Source organism: Echinicola pacifica DSM 19836, assembly GCF_000373245.1.
Classification (GTDB): Bacteria; Bacteroidota; Bacteroidia; order Cytophagales; family Cyclobacteriaceae; genus Echinicola; species Echinicola pacifica.
The window spans coordinates 170,862-196,835 of sequence record NZ_KB890754.1; the positions used below are offsets into that span (position 1 = coordinate 170,862).

The 25,974-nt window shown below is 42.2% G+C and carries 17 protein-coding genes; 8 read left to right on the plus strand and 9 right to left on the minus strand.

Going from position 1 to position 25,974, the window contains the following annotated elements; translation table 11 throughout:
• Positions 1 to 10 precede the first annotated feature (10 nt).
• The 3 genes from argC to B050_RS0114615 all read right to left on the minus strand — a co-directional run bounded on the left by argC (position 11) and on the right by B050_RS0114615 (position 2,929).
• Positions 11 to 979: an N-acetyl-gamma-glutamyl-phosphate reductase gene (gene argC / locus B050_RS0114605; RefSeq protein WP_018474681.1), complete on the minus strand. Its 969-nt coding sequence runs from the start codon at positions 977 to 979 to the stop codon at positions 11 to 13.
• Positions 972 to 2,171, minus strand: a complete 1,200-nt coding sequence (argG, locus tag B050_RS0114610; protein ID WP_018474682.1) for an argininosuccinate synthase — start codon at positions 2,169 to 2,171, stop codon at positions 972 to 974. The genes argC and argG overlap by 8 nt, the downstream gene beginning before the upstream one ends.
• Positions 2,172 to 2,254: 83 nt before the next feature.
• On the minus strand, positions 2,255 to 2,929 hold the full coding sequence (locus B050_RS0114615; protein ID WP_018474683.1) for a GNAT family N-acetyltransferase: 675 nt from the start codon (positions 2,927 to 2,929) through the stop codon (positions 2,255 to 2,257).
• Positions 2,930 to 3,604: 675 nt separating this feature from the next.
• On the opposite strand from B050_RS0114615, the gene B050_RS0114620 reads away from it, so the two are divergent.
• The 3 genes from B050_RS0114620 to B050_RS0114635 all read left to right on the plus strand — a co-directional run bounded on the left by B050_RS0114620 (position 3,605) and on the right by B050_RS0114635 (position 8,361).
• On the plus strand, positions 3,605 to 4,675 hold the full coding sequence (locus tag B050_RS0114620) for a Fic family protein (RefSeq protein WP_018474684.1): 1,071 nt from the start codon (positions 3,605 to 3,607) through the stop codon (positions 4,673 to 4,675).
• Between the two features lie 495 nt (positions 4,676 to 5,170).
• Positions 5,171 to 5,887, plus strand: a complete 717-nt coding sequence (locus B050_RS0114630; RefSeq protein WP_018474686.1) for a DsbA family oxidoreductase — start codon at positions 5,171 to 5,173, stop codon at positions 5,885 to 5,887.
• 299 nt (positions 5,888 to 6,186) lie between these two features.
• The gene (locus B050_RS0114635; protein WP_018474687.1) at positions 6,187 to 8,361 is read left to right on the plus strand and encodes a B12-binding domain-containing radical SAM protein; all 2,175 of its coding nucleotides are present in this window, start codon (positions 6,187 to 6,189) and stop codon (positions 8,359 to 8,361) included.
• A gap of 230 nt (positions 8,362 to 8,591) precedes the next feature.
• On the opposite strand, the gene smc is transcribed toward B050_RS0114635, so the two are convergent.
• Positions 8,592 to 12,146, minus strand: coding sequence for a chromosome segregation protein SMC (gene smc, locus B050_RS0114640; protein WP_018474688.1), 3,555 nt, complete (start codon positions 12,144 to 12,146; stop codon positions 8,592 to 8,594).
• 594 nt (positions 12,147 to 12,740) lie between these two features.
• On the opposite strand from smc, the gene B050_RS0114650 reads away from it, so the two are divergent.
• Both B050_RS0114650 and ffh read left to right on the plus strand, forming a co-directional pair.
• The gene (locus B050_RS0114650; protein ID WP_157492817.1) at positions 12,741 to 13,274 is read left to right on the plus strand and encodes a hypothetical protein; all 534 of its coding nucleotides are present in this window, start codon (positions 12,741 to 12,743) and stop codon (positions 13,272 to 13,274) included.
• Between the two features lie 641 nt (positions 13,275 to 13,915).
• Positions 13,916 to 15,250 carry a signal recognition particle protein gene (gene ffh / locus B050_RS0114655; protein ID WP_018474690.1) on the plus strand — a complete coding sequence of 445 codons (1,335 nt, stop codon included), beginning with the start codon at positions 13,916 to 13,918 and terminating at the stop codon, positions 15,248 to 15,250.
• An 88-nt stretch (positions 15,251 to 15,338) separates the two neighbouring features.
• Here the strand turns inward: ffh and B050_RS22515 are convergent, their stop codons facing one another.
• Positions 15,339 to 16,511 (minus strand): 2-isopropylmalate synthase, encoded by a 1,173-nt coding sequence (locus B050_RS22515; protein ID WP_018474691.1) that lies wholly within the window; start codon positions 16,509 to 16,511, stop codon positions 15,339 to 15,341.
• Positions 16,512 to 16,645: 134 nt separating this feature from the next.
• Here B050_RS22515 and B050_RS0114665 point away from each other — a divergent pair, with 134 nt between their 5' ends.
• Positions 16,646 to 18,211: a hypothetical protein gene (locus B050_RS0114665; protein ID WP_229802452.1), complete on the plus strand. Its 1,566-nt coding sequence runs from the start codon at positions 16,646 to 16,648 to the stop codon at positions 18,209 to 18,211.
• A 246-nt stretch (positions 18,212 to 18,457) separates the two neighbouring features.
• Here B050_RS0114665 and B050_RS0114670 read toward each other — a convergent pair whose 3' ends face one another.
• A complete protein-coding gene (locus B050_RS0114670; protein ID WP_018474693.1) occupies positions 18,458 to 18,934 on the minus strand; it encodes a nucleoside deaminase in 477 nt (158 codons plus the stop codon).
• 620 nt (positions 18,935 to 19,554) lie between these two features.
• Between B050_RS0114670 and B050_RS0114675 the strand changes: the two genes are divergently transcribed.
• On the plus strand, positions 19,555 to 19,788 hold the full coding sequence (locus B050_RS0114675; RefSeq protein WP_018474694.1) for a hypothetical protein: 234 nt from the start codon (positions 19,555 to 19,557) through the stop codon (positions 19,786 to 19,788).
• Between the two features lie 255 nt (positions 19,789 to 20,043).
• On the opposite strand, the gene B050_RS0114680 is transcribed toward B050_RS0114675, so the two are convergent.
• On the minus strand, positions 20,044 to 20,775 hold the full coding sequence (locus B050_RS0114680) for a LytR/AlgR family response regulator transcription factor (protein ID WP_018474695.1): 732 nt from the start codon (positions 20,773 to 20,775) through the stop codon (positions 20,044 to 20,046).
• A complete protein-coding gene (locus B050_RS0114685) occupies positions 20,775 to 21,797 on the minus strand; it encodes a sensor histidine kinase (protein WP_229802453.1) in 1,023 nt (340 codons plus the stop codon). Before B050_RS0114685 ends, B050_RS0114680 begins: the two co-directional genes overlap by 1 nt.
• Before the next feature lie 457 nt (positions 21,798 to 22,254).
• Between B050_RS0114685 and B050_RS0114695 the strand changes: the two genes are divergently transcribed.
• Positions 22,255 to 24,762, plus strand: coding sequence for a TonB-dependent receptor domain-containing protein (locus tag B050_RS0114695; RefSeq protein ID WP_018474698.1), 2,508 nt, complete (start codon positions 22,255 to 22,257; stop codon positions 24,760 to 24,762).
• A gap of 296 nt (positions 24,763 to 25,058) precedes the next feature.
• On the opposite strand, the gene B050_RS0114700 is transcribed toward B050_RS0114695, so the two are convergent.
• Positions 25,059 to 25,925 (minus strand): DUF808 domain-containing protein, encoded by an 867-nt coding sequence (locus tag B050_RS0114700; RefSeq protein ID WP_026235918.1) that lies wholly within the window; start codon positions 25,923 to 25,925, stop codon positions 25,059 to 25,061.
• Positions 25,926 to 25,974: the final 49 nt, after the last annotated feature.

Below are 25,974 nucleotides of genomic sequence, written 5' to 3' on the forward strand. Positions count from 1 at the left end.
TTTTTTGCTGTTAAAAAGCTAGGCTTTTAAGTTTTAATCCTTCTTTTTGGTCCAATCCAAAGGCCAGGTTATAGTTTTGTACTGCTTGTCCTGAAGCACCTTTGAGTAGGTTGTCTATAGCAGAATAGACGACCAGCTGTCCCCCTTCTTTTTTGAGGTGGACGATGCATTTATTGGTGCTGACCACCTGTTTCAGGTCTATATCTCTTTCGGATACATGGGTGAAAGGTGCATCGGCATAGAAATCATGATAGATCTTATAGGCCGCCTCTAAGCTCCCTTCATATGGGAAATAAGAGGTGATCCATATTCCCCTGGAGAAGTTGCCACGATAGGGCACAAACATGAGGTTTTGATCGAAACCTTCCTGCAATTGACCGAAGGTTTGTCCTATTTCTTTCAGGTGCTGGTGTGTAAATAACTTATAGACCGATACATTTTGGTTTCTTTCACTAAAATGAGTGGTTTCACTAAGTTTTTTGCCTGCGCCAGTGCTACCGGTTAGTCCGGTGATATGAATAGTGTCTTTGGCTAAGCCCGCAGCTACCGCGGGAACTAGGCCCAGCTGGATAGCCGTGGCAAAGCATCCGGGATTAGCGATGCGCTTGGCCCCTTTGGTTTTAGCCGCATTGATTTCAGGAAGACCGTAAAGAAAACCGTTTGACTCGTCCCGAAAGTCGGTACTCAGGTCAATGATGACAGTGTCTTTATTGAATTTATGCTCTTCCAGGAAGCTTTTAGCTTGCCCGTGGGGCAGCCCTAGAAATACCGCATCTAAGCCCTCAGTGCTTACCTCATCGGTAAAGACCAGATCGGAATCTCCTATAAGGTCAGCATGTACTTCGTCGATTTTTTTGCCTTTTTGGCTGTTACTATGTATATATACCAGCTCACAGGAAGGGTGATGCACCAATATACGGAGCAATTCTCCCCCTGTATAGCCAGCTGCGCCTATTACGGCAGTTTTGATCTTAGTCATTTTCTAAGGTTTGATTCACTTTATGAAATATAGCGGTTTGGTTTCCAAGGATCTTGGTGAAGCCTTTTACGTCCTCAGCAGTATATCCCTTGTTCATTTCTCCATAAGAGCCAAATTTCGCTGACATCAAGTCATGTGGAGAGTCAATTCCGATAAGCTGGAACTGGTAGGGCTTCAAGGCCACTTTTACCTCTCCAGACACGTAAGTTTGAGTGTCCTGAAGGAATGATTCAAGGTTTCTCATCACTGGATCCAGGTAATGGCCCTCATGCAGGTGGTTACCATAGAATTCAGACAACTGGTTTTTCCAGAAAGTTTGCCATTTGGTGAGCGTGTGCTTCTCCAACAGCTGGTGCGCCTTGATGATGATCAGGGCGGCTGCCGCCTCAAATCCAACACGACCTTTGATGCCGATAATGGTGTCCCCCACATGGATATCTCTTCCGATTGCATATGGATCTGCTAGCTCCTGTACTTTTAGGATGGCTTCTACCGGATTGTCAAAAGTCTGGCCATTTACGCCTTTAATTTCACCCGCTTCGAAGGTCAGGGAAATAGTTTCTGGCTCATGTTTGGTCAGCTGAGTAGGATAAGCAGATTCAGGGAGCGTGTCCCCGGAAGTCAGCGTTTCTTTTCCTCCAACGGAGGTACCCCAGATCCCTTTATTAATAGAATAAGCTGCCTTTTCGAAATTCATTTCTACCCCATGTTTTTTAAGGTATTCGATTTCGGCTTCTCGGCTCAACTTCAAGTCACGGATTGGCGTGATGATTTCTACCTCTGGAAGAATGGTTTGGAAGATCATGTCAAATCGTACCTGATCATTTCCTGCTCCAGTACTTCCGTGGGCAACGCATTTAGCACCTATTTTCTTTGCATATTCCGCCAGCGCTTTGGCTTGTAAGATCCTTTCGGCGCTTACCGAAAGGGGATAAGTTTGGTTTTTTAGCACATTTCCGAATACCAAGTACTTGATGACTTCTTGGTAATAGGTCTGAGTGACGTCTAGCACTTCAAAGGAAGCGATGCCTAGCTTTTCAGCCCTTTCTTCAGTGGATTTAAGCTCTTCACTGCTGAATCCTCCAGTATTTACTAATACTGCATGGACTTCATAACCTTTCTCTTTGGACAGGTGAATGGCACAAAAAGTGGTATCCAGACCACCGCTATATGCTAAAACAACTTTTTTCATGTGTTTATAATATTGATTTTAAGATCAAATAGAAATCAACTAACGAAATAGCCTTGGCTACCGCTGAAGCTGAGCTTCTATTGCTAAATTAATTCTAATGTTTTAATTGTCTTTTTTTTTATACCCGTAAATACCGCACGCTTCATGCGCACGAGTCTTTCGAAGAGATTGAGGTTTTCACCAAAATCCTTCTTGAGTGCGATATCTTTTTTCTTTTGATCCTTAGGCACATAAAGCATAGCCGTACACAGACAGTTCTGACGGTTTTTGCTTTTGAGGATTTCATAGTTTACACAGCTTTGACAGCCCTTCCAGAATTCCTCATCATCAGATAGGTCAGAGTAGCTTACCGGAATATAGCCCAGTTCAGAGTTGATTTTCATTACCGCCGCTCCAGTGGTAAGCCCAAAGATTTTAGCATCAGGATATTTGGTGCGGCTGAGTTTGAAAACGGCACGCTTGATCTCTCTGGCTAAGCCCGATTTTCGGAAGTTTGGAGAAACGATAAGGCCTGAGTTTGCTACAAATTTGCCGTGACTCCAGGCCTCGATATAGCAGAAACCGGCCCATTCTCCATCTTTGGATAGGGCGATTACTGCTTTGCCTTCCCGCATTTTCTGAACGATATATTCAGGGGAACGCTTGGCAATGCCAGTTCCACGCGCCTGTGCGGACAAGGCCATCTCGTCCACAATGGTTTGAGCGTATTTACAGTGCTGCTCTCCAGCAGGCTGTATGATAAATTGACTTTTTGTCATGCTATAAATTTATCGAAGAAGCCATGGTTTGACAAATGATTCCCAACTTTGCTGCCAAAGATAAGCTCCTTAAGGTTCAATGATATAAATATATGAATTGGTGCAGAGGATAACATCCACATAGGACGTCAAAGAATATAGAAGGGACTATGCCCTAAAAAGACTCCTAAAGTCTTTCCTGATAGAAAAAATAGGCATAGCAATACTGTTAATGGATAAAATGTCCATTTTATTGTTATCGCTCGCTATGTTAATTAAGTTGCTCATTGCTCTATTGCGGTACAAATGTTCAAATTAATAATTAAATATACAAAACTTTTTTTTAGAAATTTCATGAAAACATGCTTCCACTTATCATTTGAGCCCTAATTCCACAGGTTTTGGCAAATATGGTTCTGTGTTAAATTTAATTTTACAGATTATCCTTTCGTTTTTTAGGGATATACCTTTTATAGCCTTGATTTTCTTGGAAAATGTTCTCGTTTAAAATACAACCTGTGGACTATTATTGCATTATTATCCTTCTCGCCCAAACATGAAGTTTTTACCCACACTGTTCTATTTATACCCCAAAAGTCGAAATAAGTACCTGGGGCAGGTAAAGGATGAAATGAGAAGGGAAAATTGTAAAACTAACTAAAATTGACTATTTTTGTCAATATTAATTTTGTCAAAATGAAAACCTTAGCTCAAATTCTACAGGATGCCCGCGAGCAAAAATCCCTCACACTAAAAGAAGCCGTAATGCGGACAGGAGTGGATGCGGGATTGATCAGCAAAATCGAAAGAGGGAAAAGATTCCCTTCGGAGGGAAATCTTAAGGCTTTTTCTGAGGCCTATGAGCTGAGACTGGATGCCTTGAAGAAGCAATGGCTGGTGGAGAAAGTTTTCAATTTGGTTCAATACGAGGAGCAAGCCTCCGAGATTTTAGCCCTTGCGGAAAGTAGGGTGGAATATCTCGCTGGAGCAAAGGCATTGGAGTTTAGTAAACTATCAGCTTCTGTACTTGCCAAACTCAAGGAAGTGGATCAGCTTCAGGTCCAATGGCAGCAAAAAAGGCCTTTGATTGGTACCCAGCTTCAGAAGATGCAAGAATACTTCCATGTGGCCTATACCTATGAAAGTAATAGGATAGAAGGAAATACCCTTAGCCTACAGGAAACCCATTTGGTCATCAATGAGGGGATTACTATAGGAGGGAAGTCCATGAAGGAGCATTTGGAAGCAATAAACCATGCTGAGGCGGTGGATTTTGTAGAAGAGCTGGTAAAAGGAGGAGTGGATTTTAATGCAAGGACGCTGATGGAATTACATTATCTGGTGCTGAAAGGAATAGATCGTGAGAATGCAGGGAAGTTCAGGTCTGTACCTGTGCGGATCAGTGGAAGTGAGCATATGCCACCGCAGCCTTATCTCCTTGGCAAGATGATGGAAGACTATTTTATTCATTATAATAGCCATAAGACCAGTCTTCATCCGGTAATCTTGGCGGCGGAGATGCACGAAAGGCTAGTGAGTGTTCATCCCTTTGTGGATGGAAATGGCCGTACCAGTCGCCTGGTGATGAATTTGATCCTGGTTTCTCATGGCTTTACCTTAGCCAATTTAAAAGGAGATAATACCTCAAGGCTGGCCTACTATAAAGCCCTGGAATCAGTGCAGGTAAATAACGATCCAGCTCCATTTTATGAATTAGTCATCGATGCAGTAAAGGACTCATTGCAGCAACATCTGGATCTGGTCTGAGTCAGTAAGACAGGTCAATAATAACCACAGATAAAAGTACTGAAGGTGGTCAGTAAAATTTCATGGACAGTAGTTCCATTTCTGATCAGCTCGGAAGCACTGGTCTGTGGTTTTTTTTTAGAGGATAAATAGAGAAGAGAGACATGTATAGTTTTGAATGTTCTTACTCACCATCAAAGAATATAGATGAGAATAAATACAATTATGAGCAATATGGCCACCCACTGAATAATGGGGCTTTGTTTTGGAAAGTCATACTGACAAATGGGGCAAACTTTGGCTTTTGCATCTACTTCCATCGCGCAGGAGGGACATTCTTTTGTTTTCATCCGGTATAATTGAACTCTTAGGATTAAAATTTGATTTATTGATAAGTGAATTTGAGTAAGAGTAAACTTACGCATTAGCCATGCTAGAAGCAAATAACCCTTACGAATGAAGGATAGGTGCTGTGGAAGTTGATTTTAAAATTGAAAATAATTAAAAGATTGAAATATGGAAAAGATGAAAATCGAGATATGGTCGGATATCATGTGTCCGTTTTGTTATATAGGTAAGAGACGATTAGAAGCGGCGCTGGCGGATTTTCCGCACAGGGAGGCCGTGGATGTGGAGTGGAAGAGCTTCCTTCTAAATCCAGAAATGAAAACAGATCCTAACCAATCTATCGCCGAATATCTGGCAGATACCAAGGGTTGGACGCTGGAGCAGGCTCAGGAAGCTGGTGATCATATGGCAGAGATGGGGAGAAGCGAGGGCTTAGAATATGATTTTGATAAAGTAGTGGTGGCAAATGGCCGCATCGCTCACCGTCTCCTTCAGTATGCTAAGTTTACTGGCAAGGGTGATGAGATGAAAGAAAGGCTATTCAAAGCCTATTTTACCGAAGGGGCGAATATTGCAGATGCTGAAACCCTGATAGGCCTGGCGAAGGAAGTAGGCCTGGATGAAGCCGCTGCTACCGCTTCCTTGGATTCCAAAGATTATGATAACCGCGTCAATCAGGATATCTATGAATCTCAGCAGTTGGGAGTGCGAGGCGTTCCGTTTTTCGTATTGGATGAAAAATTAGGCATTTCTGGGGCTCAACCTCGGGAGACCTTTACTCAGGCATTGAATCAAGCTTGGGAGGAGTTTAGCAAGTCTAAGCCTGGAATCCAGACCATCACGGGGGCCGATGGAGCCGCCTGCGATGTGGATGGGAATTGTTAATGCCCATAGAGCTTATAAAAAAGTCCTACTTCCTAAAGTGGGACTTTTTTTATGTCCTAAAATGAAAGAACTATTGATTTTTAAGCCCCTACTAGATTTGGTCGATTTTAACGGCTTTTCCTATCCTATTTATTTTAAATCATTTTTCCGGTGAATAGCGCTTCTGATAGGATCTTCAGATAAAGGATCAATAGCCTTTATTGATAGATGTCAGCGAGTATCATTTAATACTTGCTTAAGCTCTGGATTGGAATCCGTAATTCTTTATAACTTTGTGCTTCATTTAATATTCAAGCACCTTGAGCTGTAAAGTCCTATTTATCACCCCGCCATTTACACAATTAAACACGCCTTACCCTGCGACGGCCTATCTTAAGGGGTACCTCAATACCTTGGCTATACCCTCGGCACAGGCTGATTTAGGCTTGGAGGTTATTCTAAGCCTGTTTTCAAAAGCGGGTTTGGAGGAGGTTTTTGCTATTGCTGAGGAGGCTGAGGGGGAATATTCTGATAATATCAATCGGATACTGAGGATGAAGGCGGCGTATTTACAGACCATCGATACGGTGATAGATTATCTGCAGGACAAAAACCCAACCTTGGCTTACCATATTTCTGAGGGCGATTTTCTTCCTCAGGCGGGGCGATTTGCGCAGTTGGATGATGTAGAATGGGCCTTTGGAAGCATGGGCTTGCGGGACAAGGCTCGCTATTTTGCAACATTATATTTGGAGGATCTGGGTGACCTGATCACCGAGGTGGTGGATCCTCATTTTGGATTTAGCAGGTATGCAGAGCGCTTGGGGATGTCGGCAGCTAGTTTTGACGAGATGGAGGCGGCCCTTAAGGGGGAGTTAAGCTTGATTGATACCCTATTGTGGGACTTATTGGAGGAGAAGATTCAGCTTTTCCAGCCCGAGTCGGTGGCTTTTTCTGTGCCTTTTCCAGGTAATCTATACGGGGCGCTGAAGTGCGGCCAATACCTCAAAGCAGAGCACCCTGAGATCAAAGTGTGGATGGGAGGAGGCTACCCAAATACGGAGCTGCGCACGCTGAAGGAGCCCAGAGTATTTGAATATGTGGATTATATCACTTTGGATGATGGTGAGGCGCCGGTTCGCTTGCTACTGGAGCATTTGATGGGGAAGATCCCTCAGGAGCAGCTCAAGAGGACTTTTGTGCGGGAGAATGGGGAAGTGAAAATGATTAATCATTCCGCCGAGAAGGATGTGTCGCAGCGGGAGATTGGTACTCCGGATTACAGTGACCTTCCTTTGGGCGATTACCTTTCGGTGATTGAAGTAGCCAATCCTATGCACAGGCTGTGGAGTGATGGGAGGTGGAATAAGTTAACTCTCGCACATGGCTGTTATTGGGGGAAGTGTACGTTTTGTGATATTTCACTTGATTATATTGGAAGGTATGAGCCTGTCACCGCAGGGATTTTATGTGACCGCATAGAAGAAATTATGGAGCAGACCGGGACCAATGGCTTTCACTTTGTCGATGAAGCTGCCCCCCCTGCATTGATGCGGGATTTGGCCATTGAGATTTTGAGAAGAAGATTGGTGGTGGTTTGGTGGACGAATATCCGTTTCGAAAGTAATTTTACAGCCGACTTATGTCGCTTACTTCGTGCCTCTGGATGCATAGCCATTTCGGGTGGGCTGGAGGTGGCCTCTGACCGCCTTCTGGGCCTAATCAAAAAAGGTGTGACGGTGGCTCAAGTGGCTCAGGTGACCAATCACCTCACCCAATCTGGAATAATGGTACATGCCTATCTGATGTACGGATATCCCACCCAGACTATCCAGGAGACGGTGGATTCGCTAGAGATGGTTCGGCAGCTTTTTGAGGAGGGTGTATTACAGTCAGGGTTTTGGCATAGGTTTGCGATGACGGCACATAGCCCTGTGGGCTTGGACCCTAAGGCCTTTGGTGTGCAGCGTACAGATAAGAGTTTAGCTCCTTTTGCTAATAATGAAGTGCCCTATAATGATCCCACAGGGGTGGATCATGGCCGCTTTTCGGAAGGCTTGCGCAAGTCGCTTTTCAATTATATGCATGGTGTAGGCTTTGAGATCCCTTTAAAAGATTGGTTTGATTTTAAACTTCCTGTCACTAGCATACCTAAAAATTATATCCGCAGGCAGGTAACGGAGGAGCCGGCATTGGTCTATAAAAAACACCATAGAATCATCTGGATCGGAGAGCAGCCCGCCATGCAGCAAGGCGAGGAAGAAGGCTTTGTAGAGCTTGTTTTTTCAGGTAAAAAGGAGGATTTCGCACTGGAATTGCCGATGGAATTTGCCGAATGGGTGGCGGAATTATTGGCTACCGTTTCCTATGACCAGCCTTTGAATAGACTACAGGTTGTATGGGAGGAATACGAAGCGAGCATGGGTGATTTTGAAGAACTCGTGGAGTCTGAGGTGTGGGAGATCCTCAGAGAACATGGTTTATTGGTTTTTTGATGCCTCTTTCTGATTGGGATTTACCGGAAGTAATGTGAAGAATTATAGGGATAAAAGTGAATTCATTTGTTCTACATAAATAAGTCAAGTCCTAAAAATAATTCTTAGTATTGGCATTTATAAACTGTTCGTAGGTAGGAGGGGTTACGCAAATGACTTTTTTAGCTGTGCTATACCTTCGGTGCAGCACAGCCGTTCAATTTTAGTATTATAAACCCTCCTCATACTACCTATTCTTCGATAATGTCTTCCAATTCTCTAAGGTCCACAGGGACCACGCGAGAAACCCCAGCTTCTATCATGGTGATCCCATAAATAATGTCTGTGCTGGCCATTGTTCGTTTATTATGGGTCACAATGATGAATTGTGACTCACCAGAGAATTTCTGAATGATCTGATTAAACTTATCGATATTGGCATCATCCAATGGCGCATCCACCTCGTCAAAAATACAAAAGGGGGCTGGCTTCAATAGATAAATGGAAAATAATAAGGAGGTAGCAGTAAGTGTTTTTTCTCCCCCGGAAAGCTGGTTTATGGTCAGTGGTCGCTTTCCTTTTGGCTTAGCCATGATCTCAATGGTACTTTCCAGTGGATTGTCTGGATCGGTAAGCTTCAGGTCACAGTCATCTTCTGCGGTAAAGAGGCTTCGGAAAACCTTGATAAAATTGGTTTTTATTTGATCGAAAGCATTAAGGAAGGTTTCCTTCGCCACAGTATCTATTTCCTTAATGGTGTCCATCAGGGAATTTTTGGCTTTTTCGAGGTCTTCTTTTTGGCTGGTGATAAATACGTGCCTTTGCTTGATTTCATCATAAGCCTCCATCGCCATGGGATTTATGGGGCCAATTTTTTCTAATTTTTGCTTGTGTTTATTTACCTCTTCACGGATTTCTTCATCCGATTTGTTGAGGTATTCATCGGAGACTTCCGGGTCCTCCTGCATTAGCCTGTCCAGGTCAATCTCAAATTCCACACTGAGCCTTTCTTTCATGCCAGAAAGTTTCAGCTTGATTTCATTCAGAGAGTTTTGGAGTTCCATGATGATGGAGTCGATACTTTCTTTTTGCTTTGAAATGGCCCGAATTCCCTTTTCCCATTCATCAATATTGCCTCTTGAGGCATAGTAATCCTTTTCTGCTTCGGTTACCCCAACTTCGATCGATTCTTTTTCACTATATAACTCGATGAGTTCGTCATCTTTGATCTCATTATTATCCAGCAGGTTTTTTATTTCCTGGTCAATAGTGCTGAGCTCAGCCTGGGATTTTTCGATACGCTCTTTGCTATTTTCAAAGGCCGTCTGCTTAAAGGAGATTTCTTGCTCCAGGCTATTGACCTTATTGAGATGCTGATGATATTGGATGTTTTCCTGATTATAATTACTAGATCGAACGGCCAGGCTTTCTTCTTCCTGCAACAGCTGATCGTTCATGATTTCCAGTTCTTCTTCCATTCCATCAAAGCCCGATTTTTCTTCCTGAAGGCTTGGGCCTATCTCATTGACTTCTTCACTAAGAAGATCTATTTTTTCCAGAATATCTTCCCGTTTATTGGCGTTGCTCGATAGCATTTCTGCCAACTGCTCCTTCTTGGTCTTGATGGAGATGTATTGCTGGTTTATTTCATTGATTTCAGCTTGTAGGTTTTCTATATCTTTCTTAAAAGATACCTCCTTGAGTTTCATCAGGTCGCTTACCTTGCGGTCGAGATTGGATCGGGCGGTGCTTACTTTTCGGTTGAGTTCTTTGATATCAACTTCAAGTTTTTCAAGATTCTTGGCTCTACCTATTCTTTTTCCTTCAAAGAGTCCCACTGAGCCCCCAGAAATGCTGAATTTACGTTTGGTGAATTTGCCACTTTCGGTGATGAAAATGGTGTCGTCATCCTGAGGCACGTCTTTTATTTCTCCCCGAATAATATAAACATCGTCCAGGACATAGCTGATGAGTTTTGCATATTTCTCATCGTACTCGATGATTTCGGTGGCTGCAATGGCATTGGCAAATAGCTTGGTCTGAGCAGGTCTGAACCTCTCAAAATGCTCCAGAACGAAGAAATTTGCTTTCCCTCGTGCTGCATCACTGAGTAGGTTTACCGCTGCGATGGCCTGCTCCTCTGTTTCCACTACATAATAATTCATATAGCTTTCAAGGTAATTTTCGATAGCTACACGGTAATTTTCACCAGTGGTAAGGATGTCAGAAAGCAAGGGAGTATCCTTTCCCCAGCTGGAGTTTTTCTTCAAAAACTTGATGGCTTCAGGAAAGCCTTCCAGGTTTTCGACCAGGGATTTGGTCAGGTTAAATTCGTTTTGCTTGGCATCTAGTTTCCGTCCCAGCGTGGTTACCTCTTCTCTGATGAGCTCTATGGTGTGGTTGGACTCCTCGATTTTCTGATTTTGATCTTCTTCCCGGGTTTTTAGTCGCTGATATTGCTCCGTTTTTTCGTCTAATTCCTCCTTAAGCACCATCGTCTTTTCCTCAAAATCCACCAGATTAGCTTCCTGACTATTATCGTCGGAAGCGGTTTTTTCCAGTTCTTGCTTGAGGGATGATAGTTGGATTTGTTTGATTTCCAGCTCTTTGCTTAGCTGATAGATAGCGTCTTTGCGTCGCGAAAAGTCCTTGCTTATCACCTTTTGTCTCTCTTGGAGGATGGCGTGGGCGGATTTTTGCTCTTCGTAATCTGCCTTTAGGTTGTCTACGGTAAGTTCTTTCTCTGCGAGAAGTTTTTCGGCTATTTCTTTTTCTTGCTCTAGCGAGCGAATGCTGAATCCTGCGCGATCATTGGATTTACGATCCTGGTCGATTTGCTCACGCAATTTGAGTGCACGATCTTCCAAAAACCGAGACCTTTCGTTCTTAATTTTCTTTTCACTTTCAAACTGCCTGATTTTGTTGACATGTTCATTGAGTGATTTTTGTCTGGATGCTAGCAGTTTTTCCTTATGAATTTGGTCTGATTTCGCCTTCTCCAGTTCGGCTTCTCTGCCCGTTATTTCATTAGTGAGTTGCAGTTTTCGATCCTTTTCGGCATTGATTTTTTCATTTGCCTCGATCAATCTGTCCGTATGAGTTTTTACACTCACCTTTGCCAGCGCCACACTGGAGGTCTTATAGGACTTCTTTATTTCAAAATATTTTTCGGCTTGCTTGGCTTGTTTTTCTAAGGATTTTAGATTTTTCTCGATTTCAAATAAAAGGTCTTCGACCCTTTCCAGATCCGCATCGGTATCCTCTAGTTTTTTTAAGGTTTCTTTTTTTCGAGTTTTGAATTTTGAGATTCCTGCGGCCTCTTCGAATAAGTCCCTTCGGGAGTTGTTTTTGTCATTTAGCAGCTCATCGATCATCTTTAGCTCGATGATGGCGTAGCTATTCGACTGGATCCCGGTATCCATGAATAGGTTAGTGATGTCTTTTAGCCGGCAGGCGATGCCGTTGAGCAGGTATTCACTTTCTCCTGAGCGATAATAGCGCCGGGAGATAGTCACGTGCGTATATTCGGTAGGCAGCAGGTTTTTGGTGTTTTCGAAGGTCAGCGAGACCTCCGCCATATTGGTAGGCTTACGGTTTTTGGTCCCGTTAAAAATCACATTCTCCATTTTGTCTGAGCGCAGCATTCGAGTTTTTTGCTCGCCGAGCACCCAGCGAATAGCATCCACCACATTGGATTTTCCACAGCCATTTGGGCCCACGATTCCCGTGATACCTTTATCAAAATGGATGGTGACCTTGTCCCCAAAACTCTTAAACCCCTTGATCTCAAGTTTGGTTAACTGCATGTATGCCTAATTAATGTAGAATATAACAAACAAAATTAATCAGTTCGTGGCAATAAGCAAATACCTTGCTCCGAGGATGGGCGAATTTAGAAGTCGCTAAGTCCAATATCCCCCTATCAGCGCCCAATGTTCCACTCGTTTACCTTCGGGTATTCACTTTATATTATACACAGTTTTCCTACTTTATTCTTACGGCCATAAGGAAGCCCGTCCTCCATCCCTAGCTTATTCTAGCTGTATGGCTTTAGTTTTTGGTTTTGCCTTGCGGCAAAGTGATTTTATCCTCCGCTAGAAGTATATCGCATTATTATTTATAAGTTCTATCCAGGCGTACTCAAGAAACCTATAAACTTTATTTTCAGCTATAGGATATAGCTCCCAGCTCCATTAGAGGCTTCTCAGTCCCTCTTTCATGTATATGCAGGCTGTAAAGCCAAATTACGCTATGGAGGCCATGGAAGTAATGCCTGTGGTAAATGATAGAATAGAAGGATGAATCCAGGATTATTGAAGTTCCTAGTACGATTCTGGTCGGTTCGGGTAGGGGTTCTGTGAAAATAGTGTTAATTTGTCTCAATAATAATCTAAGAAAAAGTGGATAACGGAACAATAATATACCTTGTATTGACTCTTTTGTTTTTTCTCGTGCAGATGTTGTCGAAGAAGAAAAAGAAGGGGGAGCAAAGTTTAGAGGGTGATTTGGAGGAGACGGGAGAGGAGCACAGACCCCGTAAACCCACTTCTTTTGAGGACTTGCTTAATGAGATCAGGTCTGAGCAAAGTCAGCGCCAGAGGGATTTTAATAAGCCTGTGGAGAAGGTAGAAGAGGTGAAAGAAGCCCCTTTTTACCCAAGTTATGAAGTGGAAGAGCGAGTGGAGATCCCTAGAGGGCAGCCAGAGATTAAGTATTATGAGGGCACGCACCAGGCGAAGGAAGCTTTGAAGCGTCCATTGGTAAAGTTAGATGATCAGGTGAAGATCGATATTGATGAGAGACTTTTGAAGGATGTAGAGACGGTGGATATTTTCAAAACGGGACCTAATCGCTTCCGAACCATGCTTAAAGATCCGAAAAAAGTAAAGGATGCCGTCATCTTATCTGAGATTCTCAATAGGAAGCATTTCTAAATCAGGCTTTAGCCTAGGTGTATTTGAAACCGTTAATTCTCATTGCTTAGAGTTAACGGTTTTTTTGTGGCCTTTTAGAGAGTAAGGATGATTTCATAGTAGATGAATATCTACCCGCTTGGTCCAGGGTAGTGGAGGGCGGCCAAGGTGCACCTATAAGTGGGCCTAAAAGAATAAAACCGCCGGGATGCCCGACGGTTTAGTCATTTTTAGGATAAAAGATAAAAATTACTTTCTACTTCCTTATTAAAAAATTAACAGTTCTCTAATGTACGACTTATTGAGGGCTTATAAAATACCCTAATTGGGGTATTTTATTTCCGATATGTTCATAACCTATTGAAAATGAACAATATAAGTAAAGGTTGCAAGGTTTTTCAAATCTTGCGTATCATATCTGGTAATATTCACTTGATAAAAGGTGAATGATTTTTGATAAAATAATTAAAAAGCGATTTTTATAGAGGATAATTCCTTTTTTTGACGATAAAGTGCCACTGATGAGGTGGGACAGGAAGAGAAATTTGAAGGATGATGTTGAGATATTTGTCTTTTTTTCAATTTAATCGATCATTAAGGCCTAAGGAACTTCTATAGCAATTAAATTCTTCTAATTTTGCAGTAAAATAGAATTAAAGAGCATGTTTGATAATCTCAGTTTTAAACTAGATAGAGCCTTTAAGACCCTAAAAGGGACGGGCAAGATTACAGAAATCAACGTAGCCACCACGGTGAAGGAGATTCGTCGGGCTTTGATTGATGCTGATGTGAACTATAAAGTGGCCAAAGAAGTCACTGATACCATAAAAACCGAGGCCTTAGGTCGGGATGTACTTATTTCTGTATCTCCAGGTCAGCTATTGGTCAAGATTACCCAAGAGGAGCTCACCAAATTGATGGGGGGTACCAAGGAGGATATTAGCCTTAAGGGTGATCCCAATGTGATTTTGATTTCAGGTCTTCAAGGTTCTGGTAAGACTACATTTTCGGGTAAATTAGCATACCACCTGAAGAAACAAGGTCGTCAGGTACTTTTGGCAGCTTGTGATATCTACCGTCCTGCGGCGATAGAGCAGCTGAAGACCCTTGGAGAGCAGATTGGTGTGGAGGTCTATGCCGAGCCAGACAACAAAAATGCCTTGGAGATCGCTTCCCGAGCAGTGGAATATGCCAAGAAAAACGGTAAGAAAACTGTCATCGTCGATACTGCCGGCCGCTTAGCAGTGGATGAGCAGATGATGAATGAGATCTCTGAGCTTAAGGAAAACCTCAATCCATCAGAAACCCTTTTTGTGGTCGATTCCATGACGGGGCAGGATGCGGTCAATACCGCTAAGACATTTGATGAGCGACTGAATTTCAACGGTGTGGTCCTGACCAAGCTCGATGGAGATACACGAGGTGGAGCGGCGATATCTATTAGACACGTTGTTGATAAACCGATCAAGTTCATCTCCACAGGAGAGAAAATGGAAAACCTTGATGTTTTCTATCCTGATCGTATGGCTCAGCGTATCCTCGGTATGGGGGATGTGGTCTCTTTGGTGGAGCGTGCTCAGCAGTCCTTTGATGAAGACGAAGCGAAGCGTATCAATGCCAAAATCCGTAAAAACCAATTCAACTTTGAAGATTTCCTTTCTCAGATAGAGCAAATCAAAAAGATGGGTAACCTAAAGGACCTGATGGGAATGATCCCGGGCATGGGAAAAGTCATCAAGGGCATGGATATCGATGATGATTCCTTCAAGCCTATCGAGGCGATCATCAAGAGTATGACTCCGCTGGAGCGTGAAAATCCTGATGTTATAGACGGAAGCCGCAGAAAGAGAATTGCCCAAGGTAGTGGAAGAACCATCCAGGAGGTGAATAACCTCATGAAGCAGTTTAACGATATGCGTAAACTTATGAAGCAGATGAACAAAATGGGCGGTGCTCAGCGTGCCCTCGGAAATTTGGTGCCTAAAGGAGGAAAATAATTCATTCTTCAACCAAAAATAAATAGACATAAAAAAACCAGTAAGCTTAAAACTTACTGGTTTTTTTTATGCCCAAATCGTAAAACTTTTAGGCTTCAACGTTTCCAGCTACATTCGAGATTTTCATGATTTCATGAAGATCCTCATCAGTGATTTCTTTCTTCTTATCCGCATGCTCCAGGAAGATTTGATATATTTCATCAAGTTCTAACTTGGTGATGCTATAGCCGATCTTATGGAGTCTGAAGGCAAGGGCTGCACGACCACTTCTGGCAGTCAGTACGATAAGGGATTCATGAACGCCCACTTCCTCAGGGTCAATGATCTCGTAAGTTTCACGATTTTTGATCACCCCATCCTGGTGGATGCCAGACGAGTGAGCAAAGGCATTAGATCCCACAATCGCTTTATTTGGCTGAACAAACATTCCCATGCGCTCAGCGACTAAGCGTGAGATGGGATTCAGCATCTTGCTATTGATATTATTATATACATTTAAGCGCGGATGCTGCTTCATGATCATCGATACTTCCTCCAGAGAGGTGTTGCCTGCTCTTTCGCCGATGCCATTGATCGTACATTCGATCTGTCTGGCGCCATTCATTACCGCAGAGATTGAGTTTGCGGTGGCCAGACCAAGGTCATTATGGCAGTGAGCGGAGATGATCACATTTTCGATGCCTCTCACATTGTCCATCAGGTATTTTATTTTGGCACCGTACTCATCGGGAAGGCAGTAGCCGGTGGTGTCCGGGATATTCAGGACGGTGGCTCCTGCCTTGATGACCGCTTCGCAGACTCGAGCCAGGTATTCGTTGTCTGTTCTTCCGGCATCCTCAGCATAAAACTCCACATCTTCCACGAAGGACTTGGCATGTTTCACTGCTGATATGGCACGCTCCATGATGAGCTCAGGAGTGCTTTTAAACTTATATTTGATATGAGAGGGAGAGGTTCCTATTCCTGTATGTATTCTTGGTCTTTTGGCGTACTTGAGGGCTTCAGCTGCTACTTCTATGTCTTTCTTTACTCCTCTAGATAGGCCGCAGATGATAGGTTCAGAGACACTTTTTGATATCTCTACTACAGAATTGAAATCTCCGGGGCTAGATATTGGAAATCCTGCCTCAATCACATCCACTCCTAGAAGCTCGAGCTGCTTAGCTATTTCTATCTTCTGTGGGGTGTTTAACTTACAGCCAGGGACTTGCTCCCCATCCCGCAAAGTGGTGTCAAAGATCAATACTTGTCGTTTATCCATAACTTGTGTTTTTATTCTAAAATCTAAAGTAAAATCTTATGCTATCTTTATAAATTGACTTAACTTTAATACTCCAACGCCCAACTAGTGTGTTGGTGTTATAAATTATTGATATACAGCTAATTATATTCCATATGTTTACGATGTCAGAGCGGGAAAAAGATAGTGTATTTATTTTGATCAAGTCCCTCAGCCCCTCAGATAAGAGAAGTTTTAAGTTGTATGCCAAGCGCTTTGGTGCCAATGAAAATGCGAAATTCCTCCAGCTCTTCGATGTGCTCGATAAGATGGAGGAATATGACGAGGAGCGCTTGCTAAAAAAGTCCCCTGTGACCAAGAAGCAATTGGCCAATATGAAGGCTCACTTATACAAGCAGATTTTGGTAAGCTTACGGCTGATTTATGCTGATCATAATGTGGAATTACAGCTCAATGAGCAGATCGATTTTGCTAGAATATTATACAATAAAGGCTTATATCAACAAAGTCTAAAGCTACTCTCCAAGGCTAAGGGAATCGCCGAACGCTATTTTCTGGATACCATTATGCTGAGGATTGTGGAATTGGAAAAAGTGATTGAATCGCAACATATCACCCGGAGTATGCGGGATAGGGCGGAAGTATTGGCCAATGAAGCGAGAGATTTTGCCGCCAGTTCTTCCCTTAAAAACTCCTTTAGCAATCTTTCGCTGCAGCTCTATGGGCTATACCTGAAGATGGGCCATGTCAAGGACGAGCACGACCGCAAATTAGTGGAGGCTTATTATTTGAAGAATATGCCCGAATATCATTTGGATGAGCTGAACTTCTATGAGAAGCTCTATCTCTTCCAATCTCAGGTGTGGTTTTACCATATCTTGCAGGACTTTTCGCTGTGCTATCGTGCCGCCCAGCGCTGGGTGGGGCTATATCAGACTCATCCTCATATGAAAAAAGTGGCGACAGGTAATTACCTGAAAGCGTACCATTATTTACTGGATACCTTATTCTATCTGCAGCAATATGATCGGTTTGGGGAGGTTTTTGAGCAGTTTAGAGAAAGCTTAGCCAATGATGATTTTAAAATGGATGATAACTGTCGCATCCTTGCCTTTCTTTATTATTACTCCAATAGCATCAATTATCATTTCCTGATCGGTGATTTCTCCGAGGGGGTCAATAAGGTGATTCCATCCCTACTCAAGGATATGGAAGGGCTGAGGGGTAAATTGGATGTGCACCATGTCACCGTGCTGCATTATAAGATCGCTTGTCTGTATTTTGGTAGCGGGGACAATCTGGGCGCTATTCGCCATCTGGATCGGGTGATCTTCCACACTGGGGATGGGTTGAGGGAGGATTTGCAGTGTTTTGCTCATATCCTAAAGCTGATCGCCAGCTATGAGGAAGGACTCGACGATAATCTAGAGCAGCAGATTCGGAATGTATATCGCTTCCTAATCAAAATGCAGGATTTAAGACTGGTGCAGCAAGAGATGATGCACTTCGTGCGAAATCTGACTAGAATCTATGAAAACCAACTAAAAGCAGCCTTTAAGGATTTACGTGATAAATTACTGCCTTATGAAAATCACCCCTATGAAAAACGCGCTTTCCTGTACTTGGATATCATTTCATGGCTCGATAGCAAAATTCAAGGAAAACCCGTCCAGGAAATCATAAGAGCTAAATTTCAACGTAAAATCTCCCCGGTGAAATAACCAACTTATACTTAAGGCCTACCTCTAATTCTATGATGGAGATTCATCGTTCTCTAATGTAAATGACCAATTGAGGCGCATAAATGAGATGATCAGGATCTCAGTACCTGGATGAGGGTGGAGCTTGTTTTTCTACAATCTCGCCATTTAAGCAAAGAAAAAAGCCTCTGAAGGACCAATACTGGTGATTCAGAGGCTTTTTAAGTGTTTATAACCTGTGTTTTTTGCTGAAGTGCAGGCTACTACTTAATAGGGCGTTTTATCCTCTTTGAGTTTCCATTCTTCAAAGGCTTCTTTAGCACCGGCGATCTTATGATTGACCATGGGGATCTGTCTTTGGGAGGGATCCAGGGGAAGTTCCTCATAGATAAATTGGTCATCAAAGCCTGCGTCCGCCGCATCTTCCTTGGTATTGGCGTAGAATACTCGGTCTGGTCGGGCCCAGTAGATAGCACCCAGGCACATAGGGCAAGGCTCGCAGCTGGTATAGAGTTCGCAGCCGGTAAGCTGAAAAGTGTTGAGGTTCTTGCAAGCATCCCTGATGGCTTCCACCTCTGCGTGTGCCGTCGGGTCAGTATTGCTGATGACATGATTTGAGGCTGATCCCACGATTTTGCCATCCTTCACGATAATACAGCCAAATGGCCCGCCTTTTCCCTTATGCATGCCCTCCAATGATAGGTCAATGGCCTTTCGTAAAAATGATTTTTGGTCTTCTGTCATTGCATTCTTATTAAAGATACTGGTGAATATAGGAGTGTAAATCCTGATTTTAATTTTAATCTACCTAAAACAGGTTGGATTTTTTGTAAAATGTGCTCTTGTATTTCCTGCAATAAGATTGCCATTTTTCGGAAAGCAGCATATATAATCTTGCGCTATCCCTGCTATTTTAAGTTGTGCCTAATAATCTGCTGTTTGCCAGGTTCTTTAGGATAAGTTTGAGGATATAAAAATAGGGGTTTTAGGGAAAAATTGTAAAAATTGTTCAAATATTTATATATTGCAAACGCTTAATAATTAGCACTTAAGCAAGATTGTTTTGAATGATAATGAAATTTCATGGTTAATTTTTAAACATTAGTTTACAAACCTCGTTTTTAAATCATACAGCATTCGATTTTAGCATGGTGTTTGTACACCGGTGCTGCATGTGAATTATTGATTGAAATTTGATTTTCTGAAGTGTACTATGAGAGGCTTAGAGAAATTGAATATTCTGATGAATCATTCGCCGCCAAGGGGAAAGCCCTTATTGATCAAAACGGTCTTATTATTTAATATACATCAATTGTAGTGTAGAATTTATCATTGATAAACTCTATTAAACGAAATTTTAAAGTATGAAGACGTCCTATTTGGATTATTACAAAATGATATTGAAAAAAGTAAGCTTTAACAGAGCACTTTTGAAGAAAGAGTATTTCAAGGCCATCAGGTCCTTAAGTAAGAATGAAGCAGATCAACTTAAAGAATGGATGGACCGAGAAACGGGATCCAAGGTCAAGTCTCCAGACCTGGAAGAACCGCAGCTGGTTTACCAAGAAGTCAATACAATGGGAACCCGCAGCAACTAATTTTATAAACCGGCCAATCGCCGGTTTTTTGCTTTTAGGACCTTGGCAGAGGAAACCGATAGTATAGAGCGGTTTATATCAGATAATTTATTCCGGTCTGGTAAGGTGACTAGCTGATATTCTTAGATCAAGGTGTATTGATTGGCCCAAGGCGAAAGGGAATTCAAAGGAGGCCTGATCTAAATTGAAGATGAAAGTATTAGGAATTTTCTAGCCTAAAATAATGTCAGGAAGACGTAGTCATTTTTGAAGGGCTTAGCTTATCCATTTATCAATAAACTTTAAGAAACTATCCTTATAATGGTCACTTACCGTAAGGGTGCTTTTTCCCATGTTTACCGAATTTCTTGAGATGGAAACGATATGATCGAGGGAGATGATATAGGACCTGTGGATTCTCATAAAGCTTTCTTCGGGGAGAATCTCCTCCATATTTTTTAAAGTGGTCAAGGATAGGACAGGGCTTTCCTTTGTGTTGAGGTGTATTTTTACATAATCTTTATAACCTTCCACATAGATAATTTCCTTCAGCATGACCTTGACGAGTTGGTATTCCACCTTGATGAAGATATAGTCCTTCTGCTCGGTATCGCTTGTTTTGATGACCGTTTTATTTTGGAAATAATGCAAGGCCTTGGTAGCAGCTCTCAGGAATTCTTCATAGTCAAAGGGCTTTAATAGATAGTCCATGGCGTCCACCTTGTATCCTTCCAGCGCAAACTGGTCATAGGCGGTAGTGAAGATGATGCGGGTGGAGGATTGGGTATTCCGCCTTTCGAGTACTCTAGCCAATTCCATACCTGTCAGATCGGGCATTTGAATGTCCAGAAACAAAAGATCGACCTCATTCTGGTGCAGATAGGATAAGGCTTCAATGGCATTTTCAAATTTGGCTTCTAAGCTCAGAAATGAAGTCTGATTTATAAAAGTACAGATCATCTCCAAAGCCAAGGGCTCATCATCAACGGCAATACATTTTATCTTCATTATATCTTGATTTTCAATTTTACCTGATATTCCTGATCTGGATTAGAGTCATTGATATCCAAGGTATAATCATTCCCATAGAGCAAAGATAACCTTCTTTTGGTGTTGGCAAGGCCAATTCCATGGGGATTGTTTTCGGGGCTATTGACGTTTTTAGGGTAGATTTTATTCACTGTTTCGAGCACCAATTGGCCTTCATGTACATGAATGCGAATATTGATATAGGACTGATTTATACTACTTATTCCATGCTTAAAGCAGTTTTCGACAAAGGGCAATAATATCATGGGAGCAATCACTCTGTCTTCGTATTCCTCATCGATCTGCAGATCAATCTGCACTTTATCAGAAATCCTCAGGCGCATCAAGGAAATAAAATCCTTCACAAACCCGATTTCTTTACTGAGCAAAGTTTGGTCTTTCTCGGTTTCATAAAGCACATAGCGCATCATCCTGGAGAGCTTATGCAGGGCGGTTCTGGCGCGCTCTACATCGATACTGGTGAGGGAATAGATATTATTAAGAGTATTGAAGAAGAAATGTGGGTTGATCTGAGCCTTAAGATAATTTAGCTCAGTCTGGATGCGCTGTTGATCGAGTTCTTTCCGAGCGACTTCATCAGCCTGCCACTTCTGCACCGTGGCGATACTGGTGCTTATTCCAGCAGCCAGAAAGAGTAATAATAGCGTAAAAACATCAAATATATCTTTTTTTGGTTTGAAAGGCTTGCCTCCATCAGGGTGAAAAGCCTTATGCATCGCCTCTTTGAGGTGGATCAGGTTTTCAAAATACTCGATGAAGAACATAAATAGCACGCATAATGAAAGTATGATGGTGAGGTAAATTGTCGTTTTGGTGGTAAAGAGGTACTTGGGTACTAAAACTTCTTTATTCACATAAAATATCATCACCATTACCACAAAAAGCACCGCTTGCCTCACCCAAAATTCTTCTGGCAGGGTGATATTGAAGGATAAAGGGCTAAAGATTAGCAATCCAGAACCAATCAGAATCCACAACATGAGGTGAATCAAAAAGCTTATATTTTTATGTGATCTCAAACCCTTAATCATAATTAAAGTACAAAGTATATCAAAAGATGCAAATTCAATGAATTATTGAGTTAAAGTGGATTATGACCATTTGAAGGCCATAAATGCCCACTATACTCATCATTGACCAAATAACCTACAATAAACATAAGATAATACATTGACAAGGAAAACTTAAAATCGCCCAGCTAGTCGTTCTAGTCCACAGAATGCGGGATTTGATCCATAGAATGATTCCAGAGTCCCTCCGTTTTGGCTGGTCTAGTCCAGTGGGGATTTGGTCGATGATATCGATGAGCCTATCTATTTGGTTTTTTTGATTAATACACTTCTAGTACTTTGCTTATCGAAAACCAATTGATTTGGTTCGGCTAAACCGATTTGTTGTAAAAATTTATCAGAAATTATAAAACCTAAATTTAAATACATGAACGCTTTTAAAAACCTTTGGAAAGTGAGTGCTTTTTTGATGCTGCTGATCGCAGGACCAGTGGCCGGACAGACTTCCAGTACTGAAGTAGAAAAATCCTACCAGATTACAGGAGCTGTGGTGGATGAGCAGGGAGCTCCCGTTTCTTATGCCACCGTATTACTCTTGGATCAGAAGTCTGGTACCCAGGTTTCCGGCGGTGTGGCGGATGAAAAAGGTAAGTTTTTTATCACTGGTTTTGATCCAGGGACTTATAAGCTTCAAGTGAATTTTGTGGGTTTTGAGCAATTCGAAAAGCAAAATATCCAGATTAAGGAGGACACTCATACCACTAATTTGAGTTCACTATCCATGACTGAGGAGTCTTTGACATTGAATGAGGTGACGGTGCAGGGTCAGAGAGATCTGATTACGGAGAAGGTAGATAGAACTATTTATAATGCTGAGAATGACAAAACTACAGTGGGTGGTGATGCCTCGGACGTATTGCGAAGAGTGCCGATGCTTTCCGTCGATCTGGATGGTAATGTGTCCATGAGAGGGAGCTCAAATATCACGGTATTAATCGATAATAAGCCGTCCACCATGTCTGCAAGTTCCATTGCGGATGCCCTGAAGCAGATACCAGCGGATGAGATCAAGGCGGTAGAGGTGATCACTTCCCCTTCTGCCAAGTATGATGCAGAAGGTACCGGAGGGGTAATTAATATTGTCACCAAGAAAAATAACCTTCAAGGTAAGTCAGTAAGTATCAATACCAGCGCAGGATTAAGAGGCTCCAATTTGGGCGTAAATGCGAGTGCCAGAACCGGGAAATGGGGATTCAATCTCGGAGGTTTTGGCCGTACAGCTTATAATGTTAAGGGAGGATTCGAAAATTCTCAACAGGTGATCAACCAGGATGGTACCACGTCTAATATTATCCAATCTTCTGACACCCGAAACAATATGCTGATGGGTAGGTATAATTTTGGGGCTGATTATGAAATTGACAAGTACAATTGGTTAGGTGCATCGGTAAACTTTGGAATGTTCAACAGGAAAAGTAGTCAGGACAATTTGTTGACCGAAAATTATATTGAAGACGAGATTGTCAGTGCTTTGATGAGAACGGTAAATACAGAAGACCTTTCTAATACTGTCGATATAAGTTTAAACTATACTAAAACCTTTGAGAAACCTCAAAAGGAGTTTAGTGTGATGGGACTTTATAGCCGAAATAACCGAAGCAATGACTTCATCCAAGCACTGCTGGACGATGATTTTGTGACGGTGGATCAGCGTATCAAAAATGAAAACCCTTCCAACAACCAGGAATTCACCATTCAGGTGGATTATGTTACCCCACTGGGTAGTGGAGAAAATCAGATTATTGAATATGGTGCTAAGAACATCTTGCGTAGGGTAAGTAGTGATTACGGTTACTTTGAGGCGGAAGGTGCCGATGGAGAATATGTGGAGAGTTCAGATGCTCAGTTTACCAACGAATTTGATTATGATCAAAATGTGACTGCTGGGTACCTATCTTATACACAGGGATTCCTGAAAAACTACACTGCCAAAGTGGGCGCCCGGTATGAATATACCACCATCAATGCCGATTTTAAGGCAGGTGAGGAGCCAGGCAATATCCCGGATTATGGGGTGCTCGTGCCAAGCATAAACCTTAGCCGTAAGCTGGAGCAGGGAAATATGATTAAGGCGGCTTATAATAGAAGAATTCAACGTCCTTCCCTCCAATACCTCAATCCGAACATTCAGGCTCCAAACCCTACACAGGCGAGCCAGGGTAATCCTCTATTGGAACCTGAGTATAGTGACAATTTTGAATTGTCTTACAGTACCTATATAAATAACTCCAGCATCAATATTTCGACCTTTTTTAGAAATACCACGGGTTCTATTCAGCCCCTTAGGTCGGTGTTGGAAGATGGCGTTATTTATACTACCTATGAGAATATAGGCACTGAGCAGTCTGTAGGCCTCAACTTATTTGCCAACCTTAATATCTCAGACAAGCTGTCTTTTAATGGTGGCGTGGATGCGTTCTATACCAATATTGACAATAATATAGAAACCCCATTATATCATGCTTCCAATGACGGTTTTGTGATTAGTGGTAGAGTATTTGGAAATTATAATCTAACCGAAACCTGGGTATTGCAGGGATTTGCTTTTGCCAGAGGCAGAAAAGTAAATCTTCAAGGTTATGATAGTGGATTCAGTATCTATGGTCTGAACCTTAATAAGCAGTTTAATGACAAGAAAGGAAGCATCGGCTTCGGTGCAGAAAACTTCCTTACGCCAGAATTTAAAATGAAGAGCGAGGTGATCTCACCTACCATCGTTCAGAACAGCACCAATATCATGAGAAATATGAATTTCAAAATCAACTTCAGCTATAGAATTGGCAAGATGAGTGTGGCCAGCAAGCGGAAGAAAAGATCCATTGAGAATGAAGATTTGAAAGGTGGCGGAGATAGCGGCGGAATGATGGGAAATTAATTTCTGATTTCATATCACTTTGCAGAAGCTCATCAGTCATTTTTGGGAGATTCCTAGGGGACTGATGGGCTAGTTTCGGCGAGTGAAAAGACATATAAAATTTTACATGTGGGTTTTTTTGACTGGAAAGCACAGCGGTATTTACTGCTGTGTTTTTTTTGTCTAAAAGTTGGATGTTTCAGGGGGTATTACACTCTTAGCTTCATATCTAATGAGGCTAAGAGCGTAATGGTCCATATGAGGTAGGTTTTCCAAAATCTATTAAAGGAAAGGGGATTTTCCAGAAGTGGAATGGCTTATTTGCCTAATATTTTTTTGATCAATTTAAATAGCATCAGAGCGACAAAACCGACAACCAATCCCACGGCAAAATCTCTGACCATGTCAGGTAGAGCAGGGAAAAGGTGATGGATAAACTCGATATTATGGGTAAAAATACCGCCAGCCACCAGAAGAAGGGCGATGGTACCTATGATTCCAAGCGATTTGATGACGATAGGGAGGGCTTTTACCAGTCCTTGGCCAAGTTTAAAAAAGAAACCAGATTGATTTTTGCTACGAGCCATTAGGTTATAGCCAGCCTCATCCATACGGATGATCAAGGCCACGATACCATATACTCCCACAGTTGCCAAAATGGCAATTACTGTCACCACGATGATTTGGTTGGTCAGCGCTTCACCGACCACTGAGCCTAAGGCGATGATTACGATCTCTACAGAAAGAATAAAGTCGGTAACAATAGCTGATTTTATACGCTCCTTCTCCAGAGCAAGGATTTCTTCTTTGGTTTGGGTTTCTTTGATGGCCTCGATTTTTGAATGATGATGGGGCACAAAGAGCTCATAGATTTTCTCAGCGCCTTCAAAGGCCAGGTATATTCCTCCGAGAAGTAAGATGATGGTAATGGCGGTGGGCAGGAATGAGCTGAGCAAAAACGCCACCGGTAATATAATGATCTTATTAAGGAATGAACCTTTGGTAATGGCCCAGAGCACGGGGATTTCCCTCGACGAGGCAAAGCCTGAGGCTTTTTCAGCATTAACGGCAAGGTCATCTCCAAGGATCCCCGCTGTTTTTTTTGTTGCGATTTTAGTCATGGACGCCACATCGTCCATCAAGGTTGCGATGTCGTCTAATATTGCAAAAAAGCCTGATGCCATAAGGTTGATTTGTTTTCTTAAAAACTCAAAAATAGTGAATTGTTTTCTT